The organism is Streptomyces sp. NPDC093225 (genome assembly GCF_044753805.1).
Taxonomy (GTDB): Bacteria; Actinomycetota; Actinomycetes; order Streptomycetales; family Streptomycetaceae; genus Streptomyces.
Genome location: NZ_JBIVNX010000045.1, coordinates 15347 through 36057, shown reverse-complemented (window position 1 = coordinate 36057; position 20711 = coordinate 15347). Strand labels below are relative to the sequence as shown.

The 20711-nt window shown below is 73.8% G+C and carries 20 protein-coding genes; 14 read left to right on the top strand and 6 right to left on the bottom strand.

Features of this window, described 5'->3' with window-relative positions:
* On the bottom strand, positions 1-306 hold the full coding sequence (locus ACIQCH_RS30455; RefSeq protein ID WP_402586198.1) for a DUF5955 family protein: 306 nt from the start codon (positions 304-306) through the stop codon (positions 1-3).
* Between the two features lie 609 nt (positions 307-915).
* Positions 916-1101: a hypothetical protein gene (locus ACIQCH_RS30450; protein WP_402586154.1), complete on the bottom strand. Its 186-nt coding sequence runs from the start codon at positions 1099-1101 to the stop codon at positions 916-918.
* Positions 1102-1199: 98 nt separating this feature from the next.
* On the opposite strand from ACIQCH_RS30450, the gene ACIQCH_RS30445 reads away from it, so the two are divergent.
* A complete protein-coding gene (locus ACIQCH_RS30445) occupies positions 1200-2669 on the top strand; it encodes a PLP-dependent aminotransferase family protein (RefSeq protein WP_402586152.1) in 1470 nt (489 codons plus the stop codon).
* Between the two features lie 3 nt (positions 2670-2672).
* Here the strand turns inward: ACIQCH_RS30445 and ACIQCH_RS30440 are convergent, their stop codons facing one another.
* Together ACIQCH_RS30440 and ACIQCH_RS30435 are read right to left on the bottom strand one after the other, a co-directional pair.
* Complete coding sequence (locus tag ACIQCH_RS30440) at positions 2673-3296, bottom strand: response regulator transcription factor (RefSeq protein ID WP_030203521.1); 624 nt, start codon at positions 3294-3296, stop codon at positions 2673-2675.
* Positions 3293-4504, bottom strand: coding sequence for a sensor histidine kinase (locus ACIQCH_RS30435; protein WP_402586150.1), 1212 nt, complete (start codon positions 4502-4504; stop codon positions 3293-3295). Before ACIQCH_RS30435 ends, ACIQCH_RS30440 begins: the two co-directional genes overlap by 4 nt.
* Before the next feature lie 134 nt (positions 4505-4638).
* On the opposite strand from ACIQCH_RS30435, the gene ACIQCH_RS30430 reads away from it, so the two are divergent.
* Both ACIQCH_RS30430 and ACIQCH_RS30425 read left to right on the top strand, forming a co-directional pair.
* Positions 4639-5733 (top strand): ABC transporter permease, encoded by a 1095-nt coding sequence (locus tag ACIQCH_RS30430; RefSeq protein WP_402586148.1) that lies wholly within the window; start codon positions 4639-4641, stop codon positions 5731-5733.
* Positions 5730-6419, top strand: coding sequence for an ABC transporter ATP-binding protein (locus tag ACIQCH_RS30425; RefSeq protein WP_402586146.1), 690 nt, complete (start codon positions 5730-5732; stop codon positions 6417-6419). The genes ACIQCH_RS30430 and ACIQCH_RS30425 overlap by 4 nt, the downstream gene beginning before the upstream one ends.
* A 75-nt stretch (positions 6420-6494) precedes the next feature.
* On the opposite strand, the gene ACIQCH_RS30420 is transcribed toward ACIQCH_RS30425, so the two are convergent.
* A complete protein-coding gene (locus ACIQCH_RS30420) occupies positions 6495-7298 on the bottom strand; it encodes an IclR family transcriptional regulator (protein WP_402586144.1) in 804 nt (267 codons plus the stop codon).
* Positions 7299-7646: 348 nt separating this feature from the next.
* Here ACIQCH_RS30420 and allB point away from each other — a divergent pair, with 348 nt between their 5' ends.
* The 4 genes from allB to ACIQCH_RS30400 all read left to right on the top strand — a co-directional run bounded on the left by allB (position 7647) and on the right by ACIQCH_RS30400 (position 13016).
* Positions 7647-8981: an allantoinase AllB gene (gene allB, locus ACIQCH_RS30415; protein ID WP_402586196.1), complete on the top strand. Its 1335-nt coding sequence runs from the start codon at positions 7647-7649 to the stop codon at positions 8979-8981.
* A gap of 2 nt (positions 8982-8983) precedes the next feature.
* Positions 8984-10102, top strand: a complete 1119-nt coding sequence (alc, locus tag ACIQCH_RS30410; protein ID WP_402586142.1) for an allantoicase — start codon at positions 8984-8986, stop codon at positions 10100-10102.
* Between the two features lie 647 nt (positions 10103-10749).
* Complete coding sequence (locus tag ACIQCH_RS30405) at positions 10750-11688, top strand: DMT family transporter (protein ID WP_402586140.1); 939 nt, start codon at positions 10750-10752, stop codon at positions 11686-11688.
* A 140-nt stretch (positions 11689-11828) separates the two neighbouring features.
* Positions 11829-13016, top strand: a complete 1188-nt coding sequence (locus tag ACIQCH_RS30400; protein WP_402586139.1) for a cytochrome P450 — start codon at positions 11829-11831, stop codon at positions 13014-13016.
* Between the two features lie 136 nt (positions 13017-13152).
* Here ACIQCH_RS30400 and ACIQCH_RS30395 read toward each other — a convergent pair whose 3' ends face one another.
* Positions 13153-14175 carry a Gfo/Idh/MocA family oxidoreductase gene (locus ACIQCH_RS30395; protein ID WP_402586137.1) on the bottom strand — a complete coding sequence of 341 codons (1023 nt, stop codon included), beginning with the start codon at positions 14173-14175 and terminating at the stop codon, positions 13153-13155.
* A 253-nt stretch (positions 14176-14428) separates the two neighbouring features.
* On the opposite strand from ACIQCH_RS30395, the gene ACIQCH_RS30390 reads away from it, so the two are divergent.
* From ACIQCH_RS30390 to ACIQCH_RS30360, 7 genes are all read left to right on the top strand, one after another.
* A complete protein-coding gene (locus ACIQCH_RS30390; RefSeq protein ID WP_402586194.1) occupies positions 14429-15412 on the top strand; it encodes a sugar ABC transporter substrate-binding protein in 984 nt (327 codons plus the stop codon).
* Positions 15409-16446 carry an ABC transporter permease gene (locus ACIQCH_RS30385; RefSeq protein WP_030203496.1) on the top strand — a complete coding sequence of 346 codons (1038 nt, stop codon included), beginning with the start codon at positions 15409-15411 and terminating at the stop codon, positions 16444-16446. The genes ACIQCH_RS30390 and ACIQCH_RS30385 overlap by 4 nt, the downstream gene beginning before the upstream one ends.
* On the top strand, positions 16443-17315 hold the full coding sequence (locus ACIQCH_RS30380) for an ATP-binding cassette domain-containing protein (protein ID WP_402586135.1): 873 nt from the start codon (positions 16443-16445) through the stop codon (positions 17313-17315). The genes ACIQCH_RS30385 and ACIQCH_RS30380 overlap by 4 nt, the downstream gene beginning before the upstream one ends.
* A 16-nt stretch (positions 17316-17331) precedes the next feature.
* Complete coding sequence (locus tag ACIQCH_RS30375) at positions 17332-18504, top strand: ROK family glucokinase (RefSeq protein ID WP_402586133.1); 1173 nt, start codon at positions 17332-17334, stop codon at positions 18502-18504.
* A gap of 5 nt (positions 18505-18509) precedes the next feature.
* Positions 18510-19088 carry a hypothetical protein gene (locus ACIQCH_RS30370; RefSeq protein WP_402586131.1) on the top strand — a complete coding sequence of 193 codons (579 nt, stop codon included), beginning with the start codon at positions 18510-18512 and terminating at the stop codon, positions 19086-19088.
* A gap of 61 nt (positions 19089-19149) precedes the next feature.
* Positions 19150-19785, top strand: coding sequence for an MBL fold metallo-hydrolase (locus tag ACIQCH_RS30365; RefSeq protein ID WP_402586129.1), 636 nt, complete (start codon positions 19150-19152; stop codon positions 19783-19785).
* 73 nt (positions 19786-19858) lie between these two features.
* Positions 19859-20638: an exodeoxyribonuclease III gene (locus ACIQCH_RS30360; protein ID WP_402586127.1), complete on the top strand. Its 780-nt coding sequence runs from the start codon at positions 19859-19861 to the stop codon at positions 20636-20638.
* Positions 20639-20711: the final 73 nt, after the last annotated feature.

Below are 20711 nucleotides of genomic sequence, written 5' to 3'. Positions count from 1 at the left end.
TCACCCGAAGTTGTCCACTGCTCGCCTCAGCTGGCTCAGGGCCGGTGCCAGCGCGCTCACCGACCCCAGGGCGCCGGCCACCGTCAACAGCGAGCGGCGCAGGCGGCGTACGTCGGGTTCCGGAGCGGCGACCGAGGTCATGGCGTGCAGCGCGGCCAGTTCGTCCTCGGCGATGGGGAGCTCAGCGAACTCGCCCCGGTAGGCCGCTAGTTCCCGTCTGAGCCGGGACACGGCGCGCCGAAGCTCGGCCACCCTCGGGCTCTCGCCGCCGGTTGCCGTTCTCGGGCTCTCGTCCCCATCCGCCACGCGTCCGGATTCCACGCGCGCAGTCAATCGCGCCGATGCCACCCGCGCCAGCACCGCACCACCGCTGGCCGGTTCGAGGCGGTGGCCGGGGTGGGGCTTACCGCGTCGGGGTTGGGCGGGGTCGGAGTGGGTGGCCGGTGTCGGGCCTGTCCGCCTGCCGAGGGTTTCCGGGCCGGGTCGGGGCGTCAAGGGCGCCCTTCGGGCGTCGCCTGCGGCGATTGCGCTGCGCTCCACCCTTGACCCCCCGACCCGGCCCGGAAAGGCAAAACCTCGGCGGACAGGCCCCGGAAAAGACGCCCGGGGCAGGTGTGAAGACTCCAGCCTGTCGAGTCCGGCCGGCGGGGTCAGCGCCTCGGATCGCTACGCCCCACTGGTTCGGGTGGCGGGTGCGGGTGGGTGGGGGCTGGACATAAGCCGCCCACGATCGCTACGCCCCTCCGGTTCGGGTGGCGGCTTCCGGGTCCGGTGGGGGCTGGGCATGAGCCGTCCCGCGATCGCTGCGGACTCTGGTCGGGTGGCGGGTGCGGGTGGGTGCGTGCTGGGTGTGGGCCGCTCCGGGTCGGTGCGGCCTACCGGCTCGGGTGGCGGGTGTGGGATGGGTGGGGGCGTTCACGGGGAGTCGTAGGCCGGGTCCGGGGTCGGGCGGGGGGTGCGGCGGGGGAAGAGGCGGAGGACGGGGAGGCGGGGGAAGCGGGGGAGGCGGAGGGGGGTGGAGATGCGGGACTCGTGGGAGTGGGCCAGGGCGCGTTCGGCGCGGTCCGTCAGGGACGTGGGGGGCGGGGTGCGGTGGAGCAACGGGGTCGCCTCGCTTTCGTGCTTGCCAAGGGCGGGCCAATGAGGCGAGTGTGGAGCGGGATTGGCCTGGTGGGCAGAGCCAATCAGGGGAGGTTGGCATGGCGAACGGGCGAGTGGTCCGGACGGCGGACAGGTCCATGGGCAGTCGGCAGTTGGCGGGGCTGCTGCCCGGTGAGGTGATCGCGCGGCCGGGGTACCGCACGTTGGCGGGGGCGGTGCGCGAGTTGATCCTCGACGGGCGGATCCCGCTGCACGTGCGGCTGCCCGCCGAGCGGGAGCTCGCCGAGGCGGTGGGGGCCAGCCGGGCCACCGTGACCGCGGCGTACGACCTGTTGCGGGAGAGCGGGTACGTGCGCAGTCGGCGGGGGGCCGGGACGTGGACCGAGCTGCCCGACGGGCACCCGATCGTGGGGGCGCACGGTGCCGGCTCGTTGCCGGGGGGTGGGATCGATCTCGGGATCGCGGCCATGGGGGCGCCCGAGGGGGCGCTGGAACGGGCGCTGGAATGGGCGGGGCCGCGGCTGGCCGTGGCCGCTCGGGGGCACGGGTACCACCCGTACGGGCTGCCCGAGCTGCGGGAGGCGGTGGCCGAGCGGTTCACGCGGCGGGGGCTGCCGACGCGGCCGGAGCAGATCCTCGTCACGGCCGGGGCGCAGCAGGCCCTGGTGCTGGCGCTCGGGCTGCTGTGCGGGGCCGGGGACCGGGTGATGGTGGAGAACCCGACGTACGCCAACGCCCTGGACGCGATCCGGCACGCGCGGCTGCGCACGGCCGCGATACCGGTGGGGGAGGACGGGTGGGATCTGGAGATCGGTGAGTCCGCGCTGCGGCAGACCGTGCCCAAGGTCGCGTACATGGTGCCCGACTTCCACAACCCGACCGGGGCGCTGATGCCGGAGGAGGATCGGCTGCGGTTGCTGGCCGCCACCCGGCGGACGGGGACCTGGCTGGTGGTGGACGAGACGCTCACGGAGATCGCGCTGGACGTGCCGGCGCCGGTGCCGTCGGCCTCGCTGGCGCCGCGCGGGGGTGCCGATCACGTGTTGTCGGTGGGCTCGTTGAGCAAGACGCACTGGGGTGGGCTGCGGGTGGGGTGGATCCGGGCCACGGCCAATCTCGTGACCGAGCTGGCGGCCGGGCGGGTGGCCGCCGACATGACGGGGTCGGTACTGGACCAGCTGGTGGCGGTGCCGTTGGTGGCGGGGATGGCGGAGGCGCTGCCGGTGCGGCTGGAGCGGTTGCGGGAGCAGCGGGCCGCGCTGGTCGCGGCGCTGGAGCGGCACGTGCCCGAGTGGTCCTGGCAGGTGCCGGTCGGCGGGTTGTCGCTGTGGGTGGACCTCGGCGAGCCGGTGAGCTCGGGGCTGACCGAGCGGGCGGCGGCGGCCGGGGTGCACATCGGCCGAGGTGCCCGCTTCGGGGTGGATCCCGGGACCTTCGAGCACCGGTTGCGGATCCCGTACACCCTGCCGGCCGAGCGGTTGGAGGAGGGGGTGCGGGTGCTGGCCGGGGCCTTCCACGAGGGGGTGCCGCTGCCGCGGGCCGTGGACCGGCCGCACTGGGTGGCGTGAGGGTCAGGTCGTGCGGATGAGGCGGCGGGAGCGGGCCAGGGCCACCGCGGACGTGCGGGAGTCGACGCCGAGTTTGGCGTAGATGTGGACCAGGTGGGACTTCACAGTGGCCTGGCTGAGGAAGAGCTGTTTGCTGATCTGCTGGTTGGAGAGGCCGTCCGCGACCAGCTGGAGCACTTCGAGTTCGCGTTTGGTCAGGGCTTCGGCGGGGGTGCGCATGCGGTCCATCAGGCGGTGGGCGACCGCGGGGGCCAGGGCGGACTGGCCGGCCGCGGCCGTGCGGACGGCGGCCGCGAGCTCCTCGGGCGGGGCGTCCTTGAGGAGGTAGCCGGCGGCGCCGGCCTCCACGGCCGCGAGGATGTCCGCGTCCGTGTCGTAGGTGGTGAGGACCAGGACCCGGGGCGCGTCCGGGCGGGCCGTGATGGCGGCGGTGGCCTCGGAGCCGTGCATGCCGGAGCCGAACTGGAGGTCCATCAGGACCACGTCGACGCCGGTGGCGGCGAGTTCCACGGCCCGTTCGGCGGTGGGGGCCTCGGCGACCACGGTGAAGTCGGGTTCGGTGTCCAGCACCGCGCGCAGGCCGGCCCGTACGACCGGATGGTCGTCGGCCAGGAGGAGTCGGATCACCGGGTGCCTCGCGATTCGGGTGGGGTGAGGGGGAGGGTCACGGCCACGGCCGCGCCCTGGCCGGGGGCCGACTCGACGGTGAACGTGCCGCCCAGCGACTCGGCCCGGGCGCGCATCGCGGGGAGGCCGAAGCCGCCGTCGGTGGTGCGGTGGGGCGTTGCGGCCGGGTCGAAGCCCTTGCCGTCGTCCACGACGTCCAGGGTGACGGAGGTGTCCATGAAGGTGAGGGTGATCTCGGTGCGGGCGGCGCCCGCGTGGCGGACCACGTTCGCGAGGGCCGACTGGCCGATGCGCAGGAGGGCGACCTCGTAGGGGGTGGGGAGTTCGACGGGGGTGCCGGCGAGGGAGAAGCGGGCGCCGGGCGCGGTGGTGCACAGGCGCTCCAGGGCGCCCGCGAGGGAGCCGCGCTCCAGGTCGGGCGGGGTGAGGGCGCGGACGAAGCGGCGGGCCTCGACGAGGTTGTCCTGGGCCGCCTGGCGGGCGGCGGCGATGTGCTCCCGGGCGGGGGAGTCGCCGGGGAGGGTGCGTTCGGCGGCGCGGAGGAGGAGCTGGATCGAGGACAGGCCCTGGGCGAGGGTGTCGTGGATCTCGCGGGCCAGGCGCTCGCGTTCGGCCAGGGTCCCGGCGTCGCGTTCGGCGGCGGCCAGCTCGGCGCGGGTGGTGATCAGCTCCTCGATGAGCTCGCGGCGCCGCTCGCTCTCGCGGTACAGGGCCTGGTAGCCCAGTACGGTCGCCACGGCGACGGCGGCGCCGAGCAGGGGGCCGATGAACGCGCCCGGGTTGAGCGCCGCGCCGTGCCACACGTAGCTGGTGATGGCCGCGGCGGCCGTGGCGGCGACCGCGGGCAGCGCCCAGCGGACGGGGAGGAGGTGGAGCTGGAGGAAGTACAGGGGGAAGGCCAGCCAGAGGCCTTCGGGGGACGCGGCCAGGAGTGCCAGCCAGGATGCGCCGAGGGCGGCCAGCCAGAGGGCGGCGGCGCGCGGCGAGCGGTGTACGGCGGGGGTGAGCGCGCCGGCGGCGAACACGGCGGCCGTGACGGCGGCGGCGACGATCGCGGCGGGGCCGTCGGCGCGGACGGCCGCCAGGACGAGCAGGCCGACGAGGAGCGCGTCCAGGCAGAGGCGGAGCACGCGGAGCACGGGCGTGTGGGGGCGTCCGGTGCCGTGCGCGGTGCGGTGTGCGGGGTGGTCGGTGGTGCGGGGTTCCATGGCCCGACCAGCGTATGCGGCCGGGGGTGGGGTTCGGTCAACCGAAAGTTTGATGTCCGGATGCCTCCTTCGATGCGCGGTCGGCGCCCGTGGCGCGATGCCCCGGGAGGCCCCCGGCGACGAAGGTGGGGGTCATGTTCGTCGCATGGAGAGATCTCCGGTTCGCCAAGGGCAGGTTCGCGCTGATGGGCGCCGTCGTCGTGCTCATCACGCTGTTGGTGGGCCTGTTGTCGGGGCTGACCTCGGGCCTGGCCCGGGAGAACACCTCGGCCGTCACCGGCCTGCCCGCCACCCATCTGGCCTTCGCCGCCCCCGCCGGGGACCAGAAGGTGTCCTTCACCGGTTCCTCGGTGCCGGCCGGCGCCTGGGAGAGGTGGGCCCGGCAGCCGGGGGTCCGGTCCGCGGAGCCGGTGGGCATCCGCACCCTGAACGCCTCGGCGGGCACCCGTACCGCCGCCGTGTCCGCCTTCGGCGTCCGGCCGGCGGCCGGGATCGCCCCCGTCGCGCCGGGGCCGGGCCGGGTGGTGCTGGCGGAGAAGGCGGCGAAGGAGCTGGGGGTGGCGGCCGGCGACCGGGTGCGGGTCGGCGGCCTGGACCTGACCGTGGCCGCGGTGGCGGGGCAGGCGGCGTACAGCCACACGCCGGTGGCGTGGGTGACGCTCGACGACTGGCAGCGCACCGGCACCTCGCGCGGCCCGGCGGCGGCCGGCTCCGGGGGCCCGACGGCCACCGTGATCGCGCTCGACGCGGCGGACGGGACCGACCTCGCCGCCGGCGACCGGGCGGCCGGTACGAGGGCGGAGTCGCTCGACGGGGCGCTGACCGCGATCGGCTCGTACACCGCCGAGAACGGCTCGCTGCAGCTCATGCGCGGCTTCCTGTTCGCGATCTCCGCGCTGGTGATAGGGGCCTTCTTCACCGTGTGGACGATCCAGCGCAGCGGCGACATCGCCGTCCTCAAGGCCCTGGGTGCGGCCACCCCCTACCTCCTCAAGGACGCCCTCGGGCAGGCCGTGCTGATGCTCGCCGCCGGGACCGGGCTGGGCACCGCGCTCGCCGCCGGGCTCGGCGCGGTGATCAGCGGCTCGGACGTGCCCTTCGTGCTCGACGCGCCCACCGTGCTCGTCCCCGCCGCCGTGATGATCGTCCTCGGTGTCCTCGGCGCGGGCCTGTCCGTCCGGCGGATCACCGCCGTCGACCCCCTGACCGCCCTCGGGAGCGCCCGATGACCTCTCTCCTCCTCGACGACGTCACGCTGACGTACCCGGACGGCGACGGCCGGCTGACCGCCCTGGACCGGGTCGGCCTGCACGTCCCGGCGGGCACCCTCACCGCCGTGGTGGGCCCCTCGGGCTCGGGCAAGTCCAGCCTGCTGGCGGTGGCCGCCACCCTGGTCACGCCGGACGGCGGCCGGGTGGTGGTCGACGGTACGGACACGACGGCGCTGAGCCCGGCGGAGAAGTCCGCGCTGCGCCGCGACCGCGTCGGCATCGTCTTCCAGCAGCCGAACCTGCTCGCCTCCCTGACCTGTGCCGAGCAGCTCCAGGTGATGGCGCACGTGTCGGGGCGGGGGCACCGGCAGGCCCGCGCCAAGGCCCTGGAGCTGCTGGCCGCGGTGGGCCTGGCGGCGCAGGCCGGCCGCCGCCCGCACCAGCTGTCGGGCGGCCAGCGCCAGCGGGTCAACATCGCCCGAGCCCTGATGAACGACCCGGCGGTGCTGCTGGTCGACGAGCCGACCAGCGCGCTGGACCACGAGCGCGGGGCGGCCGTGCTCGACCTGCTGGCCGCGCTGACCAGGGAGCGCGGCACGGCCACGGTGCTGGTCACCCACGACCGGGCGCACCTGGAGCGGGTGGACCGCGCGGTCACCATGACCGACGGCCGGCTCGCGGAGCGGGCGGTGGGCGCCGCCTGACCGTACGGGGAAACGCCCGGGCCCCCGCCCCCCTTCGAGAGAGGGGGCGGGGGCCCGGGCGTGCGCGTGCGGTTCCTAGGCCGGGTTCTGGTTCGCGAGGGCGACAGACAGCTCGGCGGCGACGCCCTGGAGGATCGGCACGAAGCGCTCGGTCACGGCCTCGGTCACACGGCCGGCGGGGCCGGAGATGGAGATCGCGGCGGCCGTGGGGGAGTTCGGGATGGAGACCGCGAGGCAGCGGACCCCTATCTCCTGCTCGTTGTCGTCGACCGCGTAGCCGAGCGAGCGGACCTGGTCCAGCGCGTCCAGGAAGCCCTCGGGCGTGGTGATGGTCTTCTCGGTGGCCGCGGGCATGCCGGTACGGGCGAGCAGCGCGCGCACCTCGTCGGCCGGCGTGTACGCGAGGAGGGCCTTGCCCACGCCCGTCGAGTGCGGCAGCACGCGGCGGCCGACCTCGGTGAACATGCGCATGGAGTGCTTGGAGGGCACCTGGGCGACGTAGACGATCTCGTCCCCGTCGAGCAGGGCCATGTTCGCGGTCTCGCCGGTCTCCTCGACCAGCCGGGTCAGGTACGGGCGCGCCCACGTGCCCAGCAGGCGCGAGGCCGACTCGCCGAGGCGGATCAGGCGGGGGCCGAGGGCGTAGCGCCGGTTCGGCTGCTGGCGCACGTACCCGCACGCCACCAGCGTCCGCATGAGACGGTGGATGGTGGGCAGGGGCAGGCCGCTCGCGGCGGAGAGCTCGCTGAGGCCGACTTCGCCCCCGGCGTCGGCCATCCGCTCAAGGAGGTCGAACGCGCGCTCGAGGGACTGGACGCCACCGCTCGCGGCGGTGGGCCGGGAGGAGGCGTCGGTGGTGCTGGCGCTGGACGTCGGCACGGCGCGGTCCTTTCGGTGCTGGCAGGCAAGGAAGCAGCCTACCCCGGTCGCGGGCGGCGGCCCTAGTGTCGGGTGATCGCCGTCCGCGCCGGTCAGAGGCGGTTTGTCCGGGTGGTGGTCGGCCTCGGTCAGTTCCCTGGTCGAGCCGCGATGGTGAGAGCTACGTTTTGTAGAGCGAAATCTTAATTCCATCCTGTGGAAAGCTCCAATTGCGGTGGCTCCGTGTCGGTGGTCCCTCCGGGCGCTCTTGACGGGTCCCGGGCGCGGCGTGAAGACTCCGTCAACAGAACGTTGAATTTCGCTCTGTGGAAGTAGATGGGGAGGTTCCGGGTGGCTGACGTGGCTGACGTGGCTGTGGAACTGGTACTGCGCTCGACGCGGGTCATCACCCCCGAGGGGACGCGCGCCGCCTCGGTGGCCGTCGCCGCCGGGAAGATCGCGGCCGTGCTGCCGTACGCGGCCGAGGTACCGGCCGGCGCGCGCCTGGAGGACTTCGGCGACGACGTCCTGCTGCCGGGTCTGGTCGACACCCACGTCCACGTGAACGACCCGGGCCGCACGGAGTGGGAGGGCTTCTGGACCGCCACCCGCGCCGCCGCGGCGGGCGGCATCACGACGATCCTCGACATGCCGCTGAACTCGCTGCCGCCCACCACGACGGTGGACAACCTGCGGGTCAAGCAGGAAGTGGCCCGCCGCAAGGCGCACGTGGACGTCGGCTTCTGGGGCGGCGCCCTGCCGGACAACGTCAAGGACCTGCGCCCGCTGCACGACGCCGGCGTGTACGGCTTCAAGTGCTTCCTGTCGCCGTCGGGCGTGGACGAGTTCCCGCACCTCGACCAGGAGCAGCTGGCCGCCTCCCTCGCCGAGATCACCGGCTTCGGCGGCCTGATGATCGTCCATGCGGAGGACCCGCACCACCTCGACGCCGCGCCTGTCGTGCCCGGCCCGAAGTACGCCGACTTCCTCGCCTCCCGCCCGCGGGACGCCGAGAACACCGCGATCGGGAACCTGATCGCGCAGGCCAAGCGCCTGGGCGCGCGCGTGCACGTGCTGCACCTGTCCTCCAGCGACGCGCTGCCGCTGATCGCCGCCGCCCGTGCCGAGGGCGTACGGATCACCGTCGAGTCCTGCCCGCACTACCTCACCCTGACGGCCGAGGAGGTGCCGGACGGCGCGAGCGAGTTCAAGTGCTGCCCGCCCATCCGCGAGTCCGCCAACCAGGACCTCCTGTGGGACGCGCTCGCCGACGGCACGATCGACTGCATCGTCTCCGACCACTCGCCCTCCACCGCGGACCTCAAGACCGCCGACTTCTCCACCGCCTGGGGCGGCATCTCCTCCCTCCAGCTGGGCCTGCCGGCCGTCTGGACCGAGGCCCGCCGCCGCGGCCGCACCCTGGAGGACGTCGTCCGCTGGATGTCCGAGGCCCCCGCCCGACTGGCCGGCCTCGCCCAGAAGGGCGCCATCGAGGCCGGCCGCGACGCCGACTTCGCGGTCCTGGCCCCTGAAGAAACGTTCACTGTGGACCCGGCCGAGCTCCACCACCGCAACCAGGTCACGGCGTACGCGGGCAAGACCCTGCACGGCGTCGTGAAGTCCACCTGGCTGCGCGGTGTGCAGATCGCCGACCACGGCACCCCGTACGAGCCCACCGGCCTCCTCCTCGAAAGGCAGAACTGACCGTGGCGATCCCTTCCTTCACCGGCAACGCCAACCCGTACGGGGGCGGTGACCCGTACGCCGACTACCGCACGGCCGAGTTCCCGTTCACCCAGTACGCGAACCTCGCCGACCGCAACCTCGGCGCCGGCGTGATCGCCGCCAACGACGAGTTCTTCGCCCAGCGCGAGAACCTGCTGGTCCCCGAGCCCGGCGAGTTCGACCCCGAGCACTTCGGCCACAAGGGCAAGATCATGGACGGCTGGGAGACCCGCCGCCGCCGCGGCGTCTCCGCCGAGCAGCCCTGGCCCACCGCCGAGGACCACGACTGGGCGCTGGTACGCCTGGGCGCCCCCGGCGTGGTCCGCGGCATCGTCGTCGACACCGCCCACTTCCGCGGCAACATGCCGCAGGCCGTCTCCGTCGAGGGCACCAACTGGGAGGGCGACCTCGCCCCCACCCCCGAGGAGCTCCTGGGCGACGACGTCAAGTGGACCGTGCTCGTCCCGCGCACCCCGGTCGGCGGCCACGCCGCCAACGGCTTCGAGGTGACCGTGGAGCAGCGCTTCACGCACCTGCGCGTCAACCAACACCCGGACGGCGGCATCGCCCGCCTGCGCGTGTACGGCGAGGTCGTCCCGGACCCGAAGTGGCTCGCCACCCTGGGCTCGTTCGACGTCGTGGCGCTGGAGAACGGCGGCTCGGTGCAGGACGCGTCGAACCGCTTCTACTCCCCGCCGACCAACACCATCAACCCGGGCCGCTCCCGCAAGATGGACGACGGCTGGGAGACCGCCCGCCGCCGCGACAACGGCAACGACTGGATCCGCTACCAGCTCGTCGCCGAGTCGGAGATCCGCGCCGTCGAGATCGACACCGCCTACCTCAAGGGCAACTCCGCGGGCTGGGCCTCGCTGTCCGTCAAGACGGGCGAGGAGGGCGAGTGGACCGAGTTCCTGCCGCGCACCCGCCTGCAGCCCGACACCAACCACCGCTTCGTGCTGGACGCCCCGGCGGTCGGCACCCACGTCCGGATCGACATCTTCCCGGACGGCGGCTTCTCCCGCCTGCGCCTGTACGGCTCGCTGACCGAGGCCGGCTCCGCCGCCCTCACGGCCCGCCACCAGGAGCTCGGCGGCTGACACCGCCACCGTGAGCCCGGGCGGAGCGACACCCGCCCGTGACCTCCCCGCGCGTCCCGCCGACGCGGGGGAGGCGCCCTCCCCGCGCATCCCGCCGGTGCGCAGGGAGGCCCCGGCCCGTACCGGCCGACAGCACCGGTACGGAGCCGGGACCCGCCGCGGGGCGCACCGGAACCCGACAGCTCCGGTCCGCCCCGCTTCGGCGTGCCCGGGGGAAAGTCCGGGTCGTCGTCTCGCGAGAGAGTGCCGCTCCGTGGTGTGTGGGTCCCGTCGCAACTCAGCGGGGTGTGACGGCGGGCCGGTGGTGGGGTGGGCTCGCTTCGCGGGCCGCCCCGTGGTGTGTGGGTCCCCTCGGCGCTTGACGGGGTATGGCCTGCAGGCCCTGCGGCAGGCCCACCTCTGGGGCTTCGGGGCTTCGCCCTGGCCTGCGGCCACCCCAGACCCGGGCCTGCCTCCGGACCAGCCTGCCATACCCCGTCAAGCGCCTCCCCCACACACCACGGGCCGGCACTCTCGCGATTCCGACACCCGTCCCGGGGCGACCCCGGAATCCCCTGTCGCCCCACCCCCCGCTGCCGATAGCGTGATCGCTCCCGCGTGCGAGCCACCGCCGTCTCCACGACCACCGCACCGATGGAGCCCGGCCCGTGACCACCGCACCCACCCCCGCCCTCGCCGTCCCGCGCCCCGCTGCGCCCCGGCGCGCCTGGCTCGCCGACCTGCCCCTGCTCCTGGTGGCCGTGGTCTGGGGCGGCAGTTACCTCGCCGCCAAGGGCGTCACCACCGCGCACACCGTGGTCGCGGTCCTCGTCCTCCGGTTCGCGATGGCACTGCCCGTGCTCGTGGCCGCCGGGTACCGCGGGCTGCGCGCGCTGCGGCCCGCCCAGGTGCGAGCGGCGGGCCTGTTGGGACTCGTCCTGGGCGGGATCTTCCTGCTGGAGACGTACGGCGTCGTGCACACCTCCGCCACCAACGCCGGGTTGATCATCAGCCTGACCATGATCTTCACGCCGCTCGCCGAGGCGGCCGTGCGCCGCCGCCGGCCCTCGGGCGGGTTCCTCGCCGCCGCCGGGCTCTCGGTGGCGGGCGTGGTGCTGCTGACCCAGGGCGCCGGGTTCACCGCGCCCTCGACCGGCGACCTCCTGATCCTCGGCGCCGCGCTCGCCCGGACGGTGCACGTCCTGCTGGCCGGGCGGCTCTCCGCCCTCGAGGACGCCGACGCGCTGTCCCTGACCACCGTCCAACTGGGCGCGGCCACGCTGGTGTTCGTCCTGCTCTGCGCCGCACCGGGGACGGGTGCCACCCCCTGGGCCGCCGCCGCTGACCTCGGGCCCGGGCAGTGGGCGGGGCTGGCGTTCCTCGCCGTCTTCTGCACGCTGTTCGCGTTCTTCGTGCAGATGTGGGCGGTACGGCGCACCTCCCCCTCCCGGGTCAGCCTGCTGCTCGGCACCGAACCGCTGTGGGCGGCGCTCGCCGGTACCGCCCTGGGCGGCGAGCACCTCGGCGCGTGGGGCCTGGCGGGGGCGGTCCTCGTCCTCGCGGGCACGGGCTGGGGGCGCCGGACGGCACCCGGCGCCGCGGCCTGAACAAACCGGTTCCCCGGTCGGGACGGTGGCCCCCAGCGGCCCGAACGCCCTCTCGTCCCGCTATGGAGGCTGTCCAGAATTCGTCCCTGTGTACGAGCGGTGGCCGTACTCTGACTGATAGTCAAACGGGGGAGAAGACCATGCCTGTGCTGGACATCACCGGGTACGCCGAGGACTTCAACGCGTACCCCTACGAGTACTACAAGCAGATGCGCGAGGCCGGCCCGGTGCACCGGGTGAGGGACGCGCACGGCGAGGAGATCTGGCTGGTCGTCGGGTACGAGGAGGCCCGCCAGGCCCTCGCCCACCCGGCGCTCGGCAAGAACTGGCGCGTCCACGAGCGGTACGTCGACATCACCGCCAGCGAGGTCAACCAGAACATGCTGGAGATGGACCCGCCGGACCACACGCGGCTGCGCCGCCTGGTGGCCCGCGAGTTCACCGCCCGCCGCATCGAGGCCCTGCGCCCCCGCGTGCAGCAGGTCACCGACGAGCTGCTCGACGCCATGGCGGCGCAGCCGGAGCGGCGGGCGGACCTCGTCGACTCGTTCGCCTTCCCGCTGCCCATGACGGTCATCTGCGAGCTGCTGGGCGTGCCGGACCTGGACCGCGAGCCGTTCCGGCTCATGTCCAACGAGCTGTTGGCCCCGAGCAGTCAGGAGGCCGAGCTCAAGGCCAACCAGGACATGGCCGTCTACATGGCCGGGCTCATCGAACGCAAGCGCGCCACCGGCGGCGACGACCTGCTCAGCGCCCTGATCCGGACCACGGACGAGGACGGCGACCGGCTGGGCCCGGAAGAGCTGATCGGCATGGCCTTCCTGCTGCTGGTCGCCGGCCACGAGACCACCGTCAACCTGATCGGCAACGGGGTGCGCGCCCTGCTCGCGCACCCCGACCAGCTCGCGGCCCTGCGCGCCGACTTCGACGGCCTCCTCGACGGCGCGGTCGAGGAGATGCTCCGCTACGACGGACCGGTGGAGAACGCCACCTTCCGCTTCGCCCACGAGGACGTGGAGCTCGGCGGCGTGACCATCGCCAAGGGCGACGCGGTGCTGGTGTCGCTGGCCGGCAGCAGCCACGACCCGGAGCGTTACCCGGAGCCCACCTCCTTCGACATCCGGCGGGCACCCCAGGGCCACCTGGCCTTCGGCCACGGGATCCACTTCTGCATCGGCGCGCCGCTGGCCCGCATGGAGGCCCGCATCGCCGTGCGTGCCCTGTTGGAGCGCTTCCCGGACCTCGCGCAGGCCTCGGACGGCGCCCCGTACGAGTGGATCGCGGCCTCGCTGATCCGCGGCGTGAAGCGGCTCCCGGTGCGTTGGTAGCCGGACCGTGACCCACGCAGCCGGTCTACCTCGCGGCAGCCGCCCTCGTGGCGGCTGCCCCGGGGGCGCCCGCCACTGCGGCGGCCGCCCCCGCCCGGTACGGCCGCCCCGCCCCGGGGCCCCGGCCGGCTTCGGCTCAGGCGGCCGCCGACGGCAGGGTGGCCGGGATCTCCGGCAGCGCCACCGGCCGCCGTTCCCGCCGGGACAGCTCGCAGGCCTCGGCGATCCGCAGGGCCGCCAGCCCCTCGCGCCCGTCGCACGGGTTGGGCGCGTCACCGCGCACCAGCCGTACGAACGCGTCCAGCTCGGCCTCGTACGCGGGGGCGAACCGCTCCAGGAAGCCCGTCCACGGCTTGCGCGCCGGCGGCGGGCCGAGCGGTTCCGTCGACGCGATCGGCGTACGGTCGTCCAGGCCCGCGGAGACCTGGTCCAGCTCCCCGGCGAGCTCCATGCGCACGTCGTACCCCGCGCCGTTGCACCGGGTGCCGGTGGCCGTCACCAGCGTGCCGTCGTCCAGCGTCAGGACCGCCGCCGCCGTGTCGACGTCCCGCGCCGCCCGGAACGCGGGGCCGGCGGCGTCCGACCCGGTGGCGTACACCTCGGTGACCTCCCGTCCGGTGACCCACCGCACCATGTCGAAGTCGTGCACCAGGCAGTCCCGGTACAGGCCCCCCGACGTCTCCAGGTAGCCGGCGGGCGGCGGAGCGGCGTCGGCCGTCATGGTCCGTACGGTGTGCAGCCGGCCCAGCGCGCCGGAGCGCACCAGCTCCCGGGCGGTGCGGTAGCCCGCGTCGAAGCGCCGCATGAACCCCAGCTGCAACACCGTGCCGGCGGCGTCCACCTCGGCCAGGGTGGCCAGGGTGGCCGGCAGGTCGGCGGCGATGGGCTTCTCGCAGAACACGGGCAGGCCCAGGCGTACCGCCCGGGTGATCAGCTCCGGGTGGGTGGCCGTGGGGGAGGCGATGACGACCGCGTCCACGCCCCAGGCGAAGACGGCGTCGACGTCCGGCGCCGCGGTGGCGCCCAACCGGTCGGCGAGCGCGGCGGCCCGCGCCGGTTCGGCGTCGGCCAGGACCAGGGACCCCGCGTCGCGGTGCCGGCTGAGCGCGGCCGCGTGGAAGGACCCGATCCGGCCCGTACCGATCAGCCCGATGCGCATGGAATCAACGTGGCCCGGGCGGGTCCCGCTGTCAATGATTGTCCCGCCGCTCTTCGTGCCGGGTGCTCCGGTCGTCGCTGTGGTGGACCCCGATGACCACTCCGGGTGACCCCGTGGCGGATACTTGGGCGGCTGGGCGCCGGTTTGACCGGTTTCCGGGAGTGTGGACCAGTTGCGGCCGGTGACGGCGGCACCGACGAGGCGAAGGGAAGGGCGCGGCGACGTGGCCAGGATTCGGACAGGGGCCCGGGTGGTGGGCCTGGTGCTCGCGGCGGCGCTGGGCGCGTCCCTCGCGGGATGCAGCGCCACGGGCGGCAAGCGGGCCGAGGAGCGGGCGCGCGCGGCCGCCGAGCAGGGCCGGCCGGCGGTCTCCACGCCGCGCTGGACCTTCGCGATGGTCACCCACGCGGGGGACGGCGACACGTTCTGGGACATCGTCCAGAACGGCGCCAAGGAGGCGGCCCGCAAGGACAACATCAACTTCGTCTACTCCCACGACGACCAGGCGCAGCAGCAGGCCCAGTTCGTCCAGAACGCCATCGACCAGAAGGTGGACGGCCTGATCGTCTCGCTGGCCAAGCCCGAGGCGCTCAAGGACGTCGTCGGCAAGGCCGTCAGGGCGGGCATCCCCGTCATCACCGTGAACTCCGGTTCCGAGCAGTCCGCCGCGTACGGCGCCCTCACCCACATCGGCCAGGACGAGACCGTCGCCGGCGAGGCGGTGGGCACCGAGCTGAACCGCCGCGGCCGCAAGAAGGCCGTGTGCGTCCTGCACGAGCAGGGCAACGTGGGCCACGAGCAGCGCTGCGCCGGGGCGAAGAAGACCTTCGGCGGCACGCTGGAGAACCTCTACGTCGAGGGCACCAACATGCCCTCGGTCCAGGCCGCCGTCCAGGCGAAGCTGCAGGCCGACCCGTCGGTGGACGCGGTCGTCACCCTCGGCGCGCCCTTCGCCCCCACGGCCGTCAAGGCCAAGCAGGCGGCCGGCAGCAAGGCCGAGGTCGACACCTTCGACCTGAACGCCTCCGTGGCCGCGGGCCTCGAGGACGGCAGCCTCGGCTTCGCCGTCGACCAGCAGCCCTACCTCCAGGGCTACGAGGCCGTCGACCTGCTCTGGCTGTACCGCTACAACGCCGACGTGCTCGGCGGCGGGAAGCCGGTGCTCACCGGCCCGCAGATCGTCACCAAGGACCAGGCCGCCGAGCTGGAGGCCTACATCAAGCGGGGCACGCGATGAGCGCCGCCGCGCCCGCGGCGGACGAGCGCCTCACCCACGTGCCGCTGGTCCGCCGGCTGCTCGCCCGGCCCGAGCTCGGGGCGGTGGTCGGCGCGGCCGCCGTGTTCGTCTTCTTCTCGTTCGCCGCGCCCAGTTTCCTGCAGGCCGCGAGCCTGTCGACGATCCTGTACTCCGCCTCCACCATCGGGATCATGGCGGTGCCGGTGGCGCTGCTGATGATCGGCGGCGAGTTCGACCTGTCGGCCGGTGTCATGGTCACCACGTCCGCGCTGGTCAGCTCGATGTTCAGCTACCAGATGACGGCCAACGTGTGGGTCGGCGTCGGGGTGTCGCTGCTGGTCACGCTGGCCATCGGGTTCTTCAACGGCATCATGCTGACCCGGACCGGACTGCCCAGCTTCATCATCACCCTCGGCACCTTCCTGATGCTGACCGGCCTGAACCTCGGCTTCACCAAGCTGATCAGCGGCACGGTCTCCACCAAGGCCATCGGGGACATGGAGGGCTTCCCCTCCGCCAAGGCGGTCTTCGCCTCGCAGTGGGACATCGGCTCGGTCACGCTCAAGGTCACGATCCTGTGGTGGATCGCCCTGGTGGCCCTGGCCACCTGGATCCTGCTGCGCACCCGGGCCGGCAACTGGATCTTCGCGGTCGGCGGGGCGGCCGACGCGGCCCGGGCCGTGGGCGTACCGGTGGTCAAGACCCGCATCGGGCTCTACATGGGCGTCGCCCTGTGCGCCTGGATCTCCGGCCAGCACATCCTCTTCTCGTTCGACGTCGTCCAGTCGGGCGAGGGCGTCGGCAACGAGTTCCTGTACATCATCGCGGCCGTCATCGGCGGCTGCCTGATGACCGGCGGCTACGGCTCGGCCATCGGCTCCGCCGTGGGCGCCTTCATCTTCGGCATGACCATCAACGGGATCGTGTACGCCCAGTGGAACCCGGACTGGTTCAAGTTCTTCCTGGGCGCGATGCTGCTGCTGGCCACGCTGCTCAACTTCTGGGTGCGCAAGCGAGCGGAGGCGACCAAGTGACCGCGGCCACCACGGCACCGGCGGACCGTACGGACCCCGCCGCCCCGCCGCTCGTCGAGCTGGACGGCGTCAGCAAGTACTACGGCAACGTCCGCGCCCTCGAAGGCGTCTCCCTCCAAGTCTCGGCGGGGGAGATCACCTGCGTCCTGGGCGACAACGGCGCGGGCAAGTCCACCCTCATCAAGATCATCGCGGGTCTGCACCAGCACGACGCCGGCACCTTCCGCGTCGCCGGCGAGGAGCTGCGGCTGGCCAACCCGCGCGCCGCCCTCGACCTCGGCATCGCCACCGTCTACCAGGACCTGGCCGTGGTCCCGCTGATGCCGGTCTGGCGCAACTTCTTCCTCGGCTCCGAGCCGACCAGGGGCCGCGGCCCGCTGCGCCGCCTCGACGTGGCCCGGATGCGCGCGACCACCCGTACGGAGCTCCTGCGCATGGGCATCGACCTGCGCGACGTCGACCAGCCCATCGGCACCCTCTCCGGCGGCGAGCGGCAGTGCGTGGCCATCGCCCGCGCCGTGTACTTCGGCGCCCGGGTGCTGATCCTCGACGAGCCGACCGCGGCGCTGGGCGTCAAGCAGTCCGGGGTCGTGCTCAAGTACGTCGCCGCCGCCCGCGACGCCGGCCTGGGCGTGGTCCTCATCACGCACAACCCGCACCACGCCCACCTGGTCGGAGACCGGTTCGTGCTCCTCAAACGCGGTGCCATGGCGGGCTCCCACACCCGAGACTCGATCACGCTCGACGAGCTGACCCGCCAGATGGCGGGCGGATCCGAGCTCGAGGAACTGAGCCACGAACTGTCACGGGTGGCAGAATCGGGCACAGGAGCCACCGCGGCCCCCGAGCCCGCCCCCGACGACCACTGAGGGACACCACCACTCGATGAGCACGTACCGGGACTTCACGCGCTCCCACCGCGGAGCGTCGCGGGGCACCGTCCTGCGGACCGTGGCGACCCGCGAGCGGCGCTCCCACCTGACCGCCCCGCGGGTCCCCACCGTCGGCATCGACATCGGCGGCACCAAGGTCATGGCCGGGGTCGTCGACGCCGACGGCAACATCCTGGAGAAGCTGCGCACCGAGACGCCCGACAAGTCCAAGAGCCCCAAGGTCGTCGAGGACACCATCGCCGAGCTGGTGCTGGACCTCTCCGACCGGCACGACGTGCACGCGGTGGGCATCGGTGCGGCCGGCTGGGTCGACGCCCACCGCTCGCGGGTGCTCTTCGCCCCCCATCTGGCCTGGCGCGACGAGCCGCTGCGGGACGCCCTGCAGTCGCGGCTCGCGGTCCCCGTGATGGTGGACAACGATGCCAACACGGCCGCCTGGGCGGAGTGGCGCTTCGGCGCCGGCCGCGGCGAGGACCACCTCGTGATGATCACCCTGGGCACCGGCATCGGCGGGGCGATCCTGGAGGACGGCCAGGTCAAGCGGGGCAAGTTCGGCGTGGCCGGCGAGTTCGGCCACATGCAGGTGGTGCCCGGCGGGCACCGCTGCCCGTGCGGCAACCGCGGCTGCTGGGAGCAGTACAGCTCCGGCAACGCGCTGGTCCGCGAGGCCCGCGAGCTGGCCGCGGCCGACTCCCCGGTGGCGTACAACATCATCGAACGGGTCAAGGGCAGCGTCCCCGACATCACCGGGCCGCTCATCACCGAGCTGGCCCGCGAGGGCGACGCGATGTGCGTCGAGCTCCTCCAGGACATCGGCCAGTGGCTCGGCGTGGGCCTGGCCAACCTGGCGGCCGCCCTCGACCCGTCCTGCTTCGTGATCGGCGGCGGCGTCAGCGCCGCCGACGACCTGCTCATCGGGCCCGCCCGGGACGCGTTCCGCCGCCACCTGACCGGCCGCGGGTACCGTCCCGAGGCCCGCATCGCCAAGGCCCAGCTCGGCCCGGAGGCCGGCATGGTCGGCGCCGCGGACCTGGCGCGGCTGGTGGCCCGGCGGTTCCGGCGGGCCAACCGCCGCCGCGTCGAGCGCTACGAGCGCTATGCCCAGGCCGGCCGGCTGTGGACCGGGCGCGGCACCGCCGCACCCGCCCCGGAGGAAGAGAATTGAACCCCGTGACCCCCACCCTGCCCCGCCAGGCGCCGTCCCCGGACGGGGACGGCCGGCCCGCCGAGGACCGGCGCCACGTGATCCGGCGCCGCTGGGTGACCGCGATCATCATCCTGCTGCTGGTCGGCGTCCCCGCCGGCTACCTGGCGATCTCCGCCCGGCAGAGCCGCGACAGCGGCCGCGACAAGGCGTCCAAGGCGGCGGCCACCCAGGTCCGGTCCGGCTGGCCCTCCAAGGTCCAGCGCAGCATCTACGAGGTGCCGATCCCGGACAAGGCCTGGAGCGTGGGTTTCTACGAGACCAACAACTGGCACACCAGCCGCCTGTACGTGCAGTTCAGCGCGACCGCGGCGGACCTCGACGCCTTCTTGAAGACGGTCGGCACCAGCCGGGCGGCCCTCAAGCCCGGCGTCACCGTCGGCGCCCGGGACGCGGGCGTGGCCGGATGGAGCTTCGGCCCGGACCGGAAGTGGTACGGCACCACCCACGAGCAGCGCGACCCGCTCCCCACCCAGGACATCACCGTCGACCTGACCAAGCCGGAGACCCCGCACGTCTTCGTCGTCTCCACCGCCACGCCCTGAGGCCGGGGCGCCCGCCCGGGAGCCCGGGCGGAGACGGGCCGGCCTGGGCCAAGATGGGCCCATGAAGCTCACCAAGATGCGGCACTCCTGCGTCCGGCTGGAGAAGGACGGGCGGACGCTCGTCATCGACCCGGGCGCCTTCAGCGAACCGGACGCGGGCCTGGGCGCCGACGTCCTGCTCGTCACCCACGAGCACCCGGACCACTTCGAGGAGGGCCGGCTGCGCGCCGCGCTGGAGGCGAACCCCGCCGCCGAGCTGTGGACCCTGCGCGCCGTGGCCGACCGGATGGCGGGCGCCTTCCCGGGCCGGGTGCACACCGTCGGCAACGGCGACGCGTTCGGCGCGGACGGCTTCGACGTGCAGGTGCACGGCGAGCTGCACGCGGTGATCCACCCGGACCTGCCGCGGATCACCAACATCGGGTTCCTGGTCGAGGGTTCGCTCTTCCACCCCGGCGACGCGCTGACCGTACCCGGGCAGCCCGTGGAGACGCTGATGCTGCCGGTCCACGCGCCCTGGAACAAGATCTCCGAGGTGATCGACTACGTGCGCGAGGTGGCCCCGGCCCGGGCCGTCGACATCCACGACGCCTACCTCGCCGACCTGGCCCGGCCGATCTACGACGGCGCGATCTCCTCGCTCGGCGGCGGCGCCGAGCACAGCAGGCTCGCCCCCGGCGACGCCACCGACCTGTGAACCCGGAGCCACGGGCCGTGACGCTCCCGTGGTCGTCCGGGTGACTGTCACAGCCGGGCGGTAGGTTGGCTCCATGCGTATCGCCACCTGGAACGTCAACTCGATCACCGCCCGGCTGCCGCGCCTCCTGGCCTGGCTGGAGAACAGCGGCACGGACGTGCTGTGCATCCAGGAGACCAAGTGCTCCGCCGAGCAGTTCCCGCACGCCGAGCTGCGCGAGCTGGGGTACGAGGCGGCGGTCAACGCCACGGGCCGGTGGAACGGGGTGGCCCTGCTGTCGAAGGTCGGCATGGAGGACGTGGTGGCGGGGCTGACCGGCGGCCCCCTCTACGAGGGCGTCGACGAGCCCCGCGCCGTCTCCGCCACCTGCGGCGGGGTGCGGGTCTGGTCGGTGTACGTGCCCAACGGCCGCGAGGTCGAGCACGACCACTACGGGTACAAGCTGGACTGGTTCGGCGCGCTGACCGCCGCGGTCGGGCAGGACGCGGCCGGCGACCGCCCCTTCGCGGTCCTCGGGGACTACAACGTGGCGCCCACGGACGCCGACGTGTGGGACATCGCGGCCTTCGACGGGCTCACCCACGTCTCCGCCCCGGAGCGGGCCGCCCTGGAGGCGCTGCGCGCCGCCGGCCTGACGGACGTGGTGCCGCGTCCGCTGAAGTACGACCACCCGTTCACGTACTGGGACTACCGCCAGCTGGCCTTCCCGAAGAACCGGGGCATGCGCATCGACCTGGTGTACGCCAACCCCGCCTTCCAGAAGGCGGTCAAGGACGCGTACGTGGACCGCGAGGAGCGCAAGGGCAAGGGCGCCTCCGACCACGCCCCGGTGGTCGTCGACCTGGACCTCTGACCGGCCCTCGGGGCGCGCCCCCCCGCGGATCCGGGGCGGGCGCGCCTGTGGCGCCCGGCCGGGTGCGGGTGCG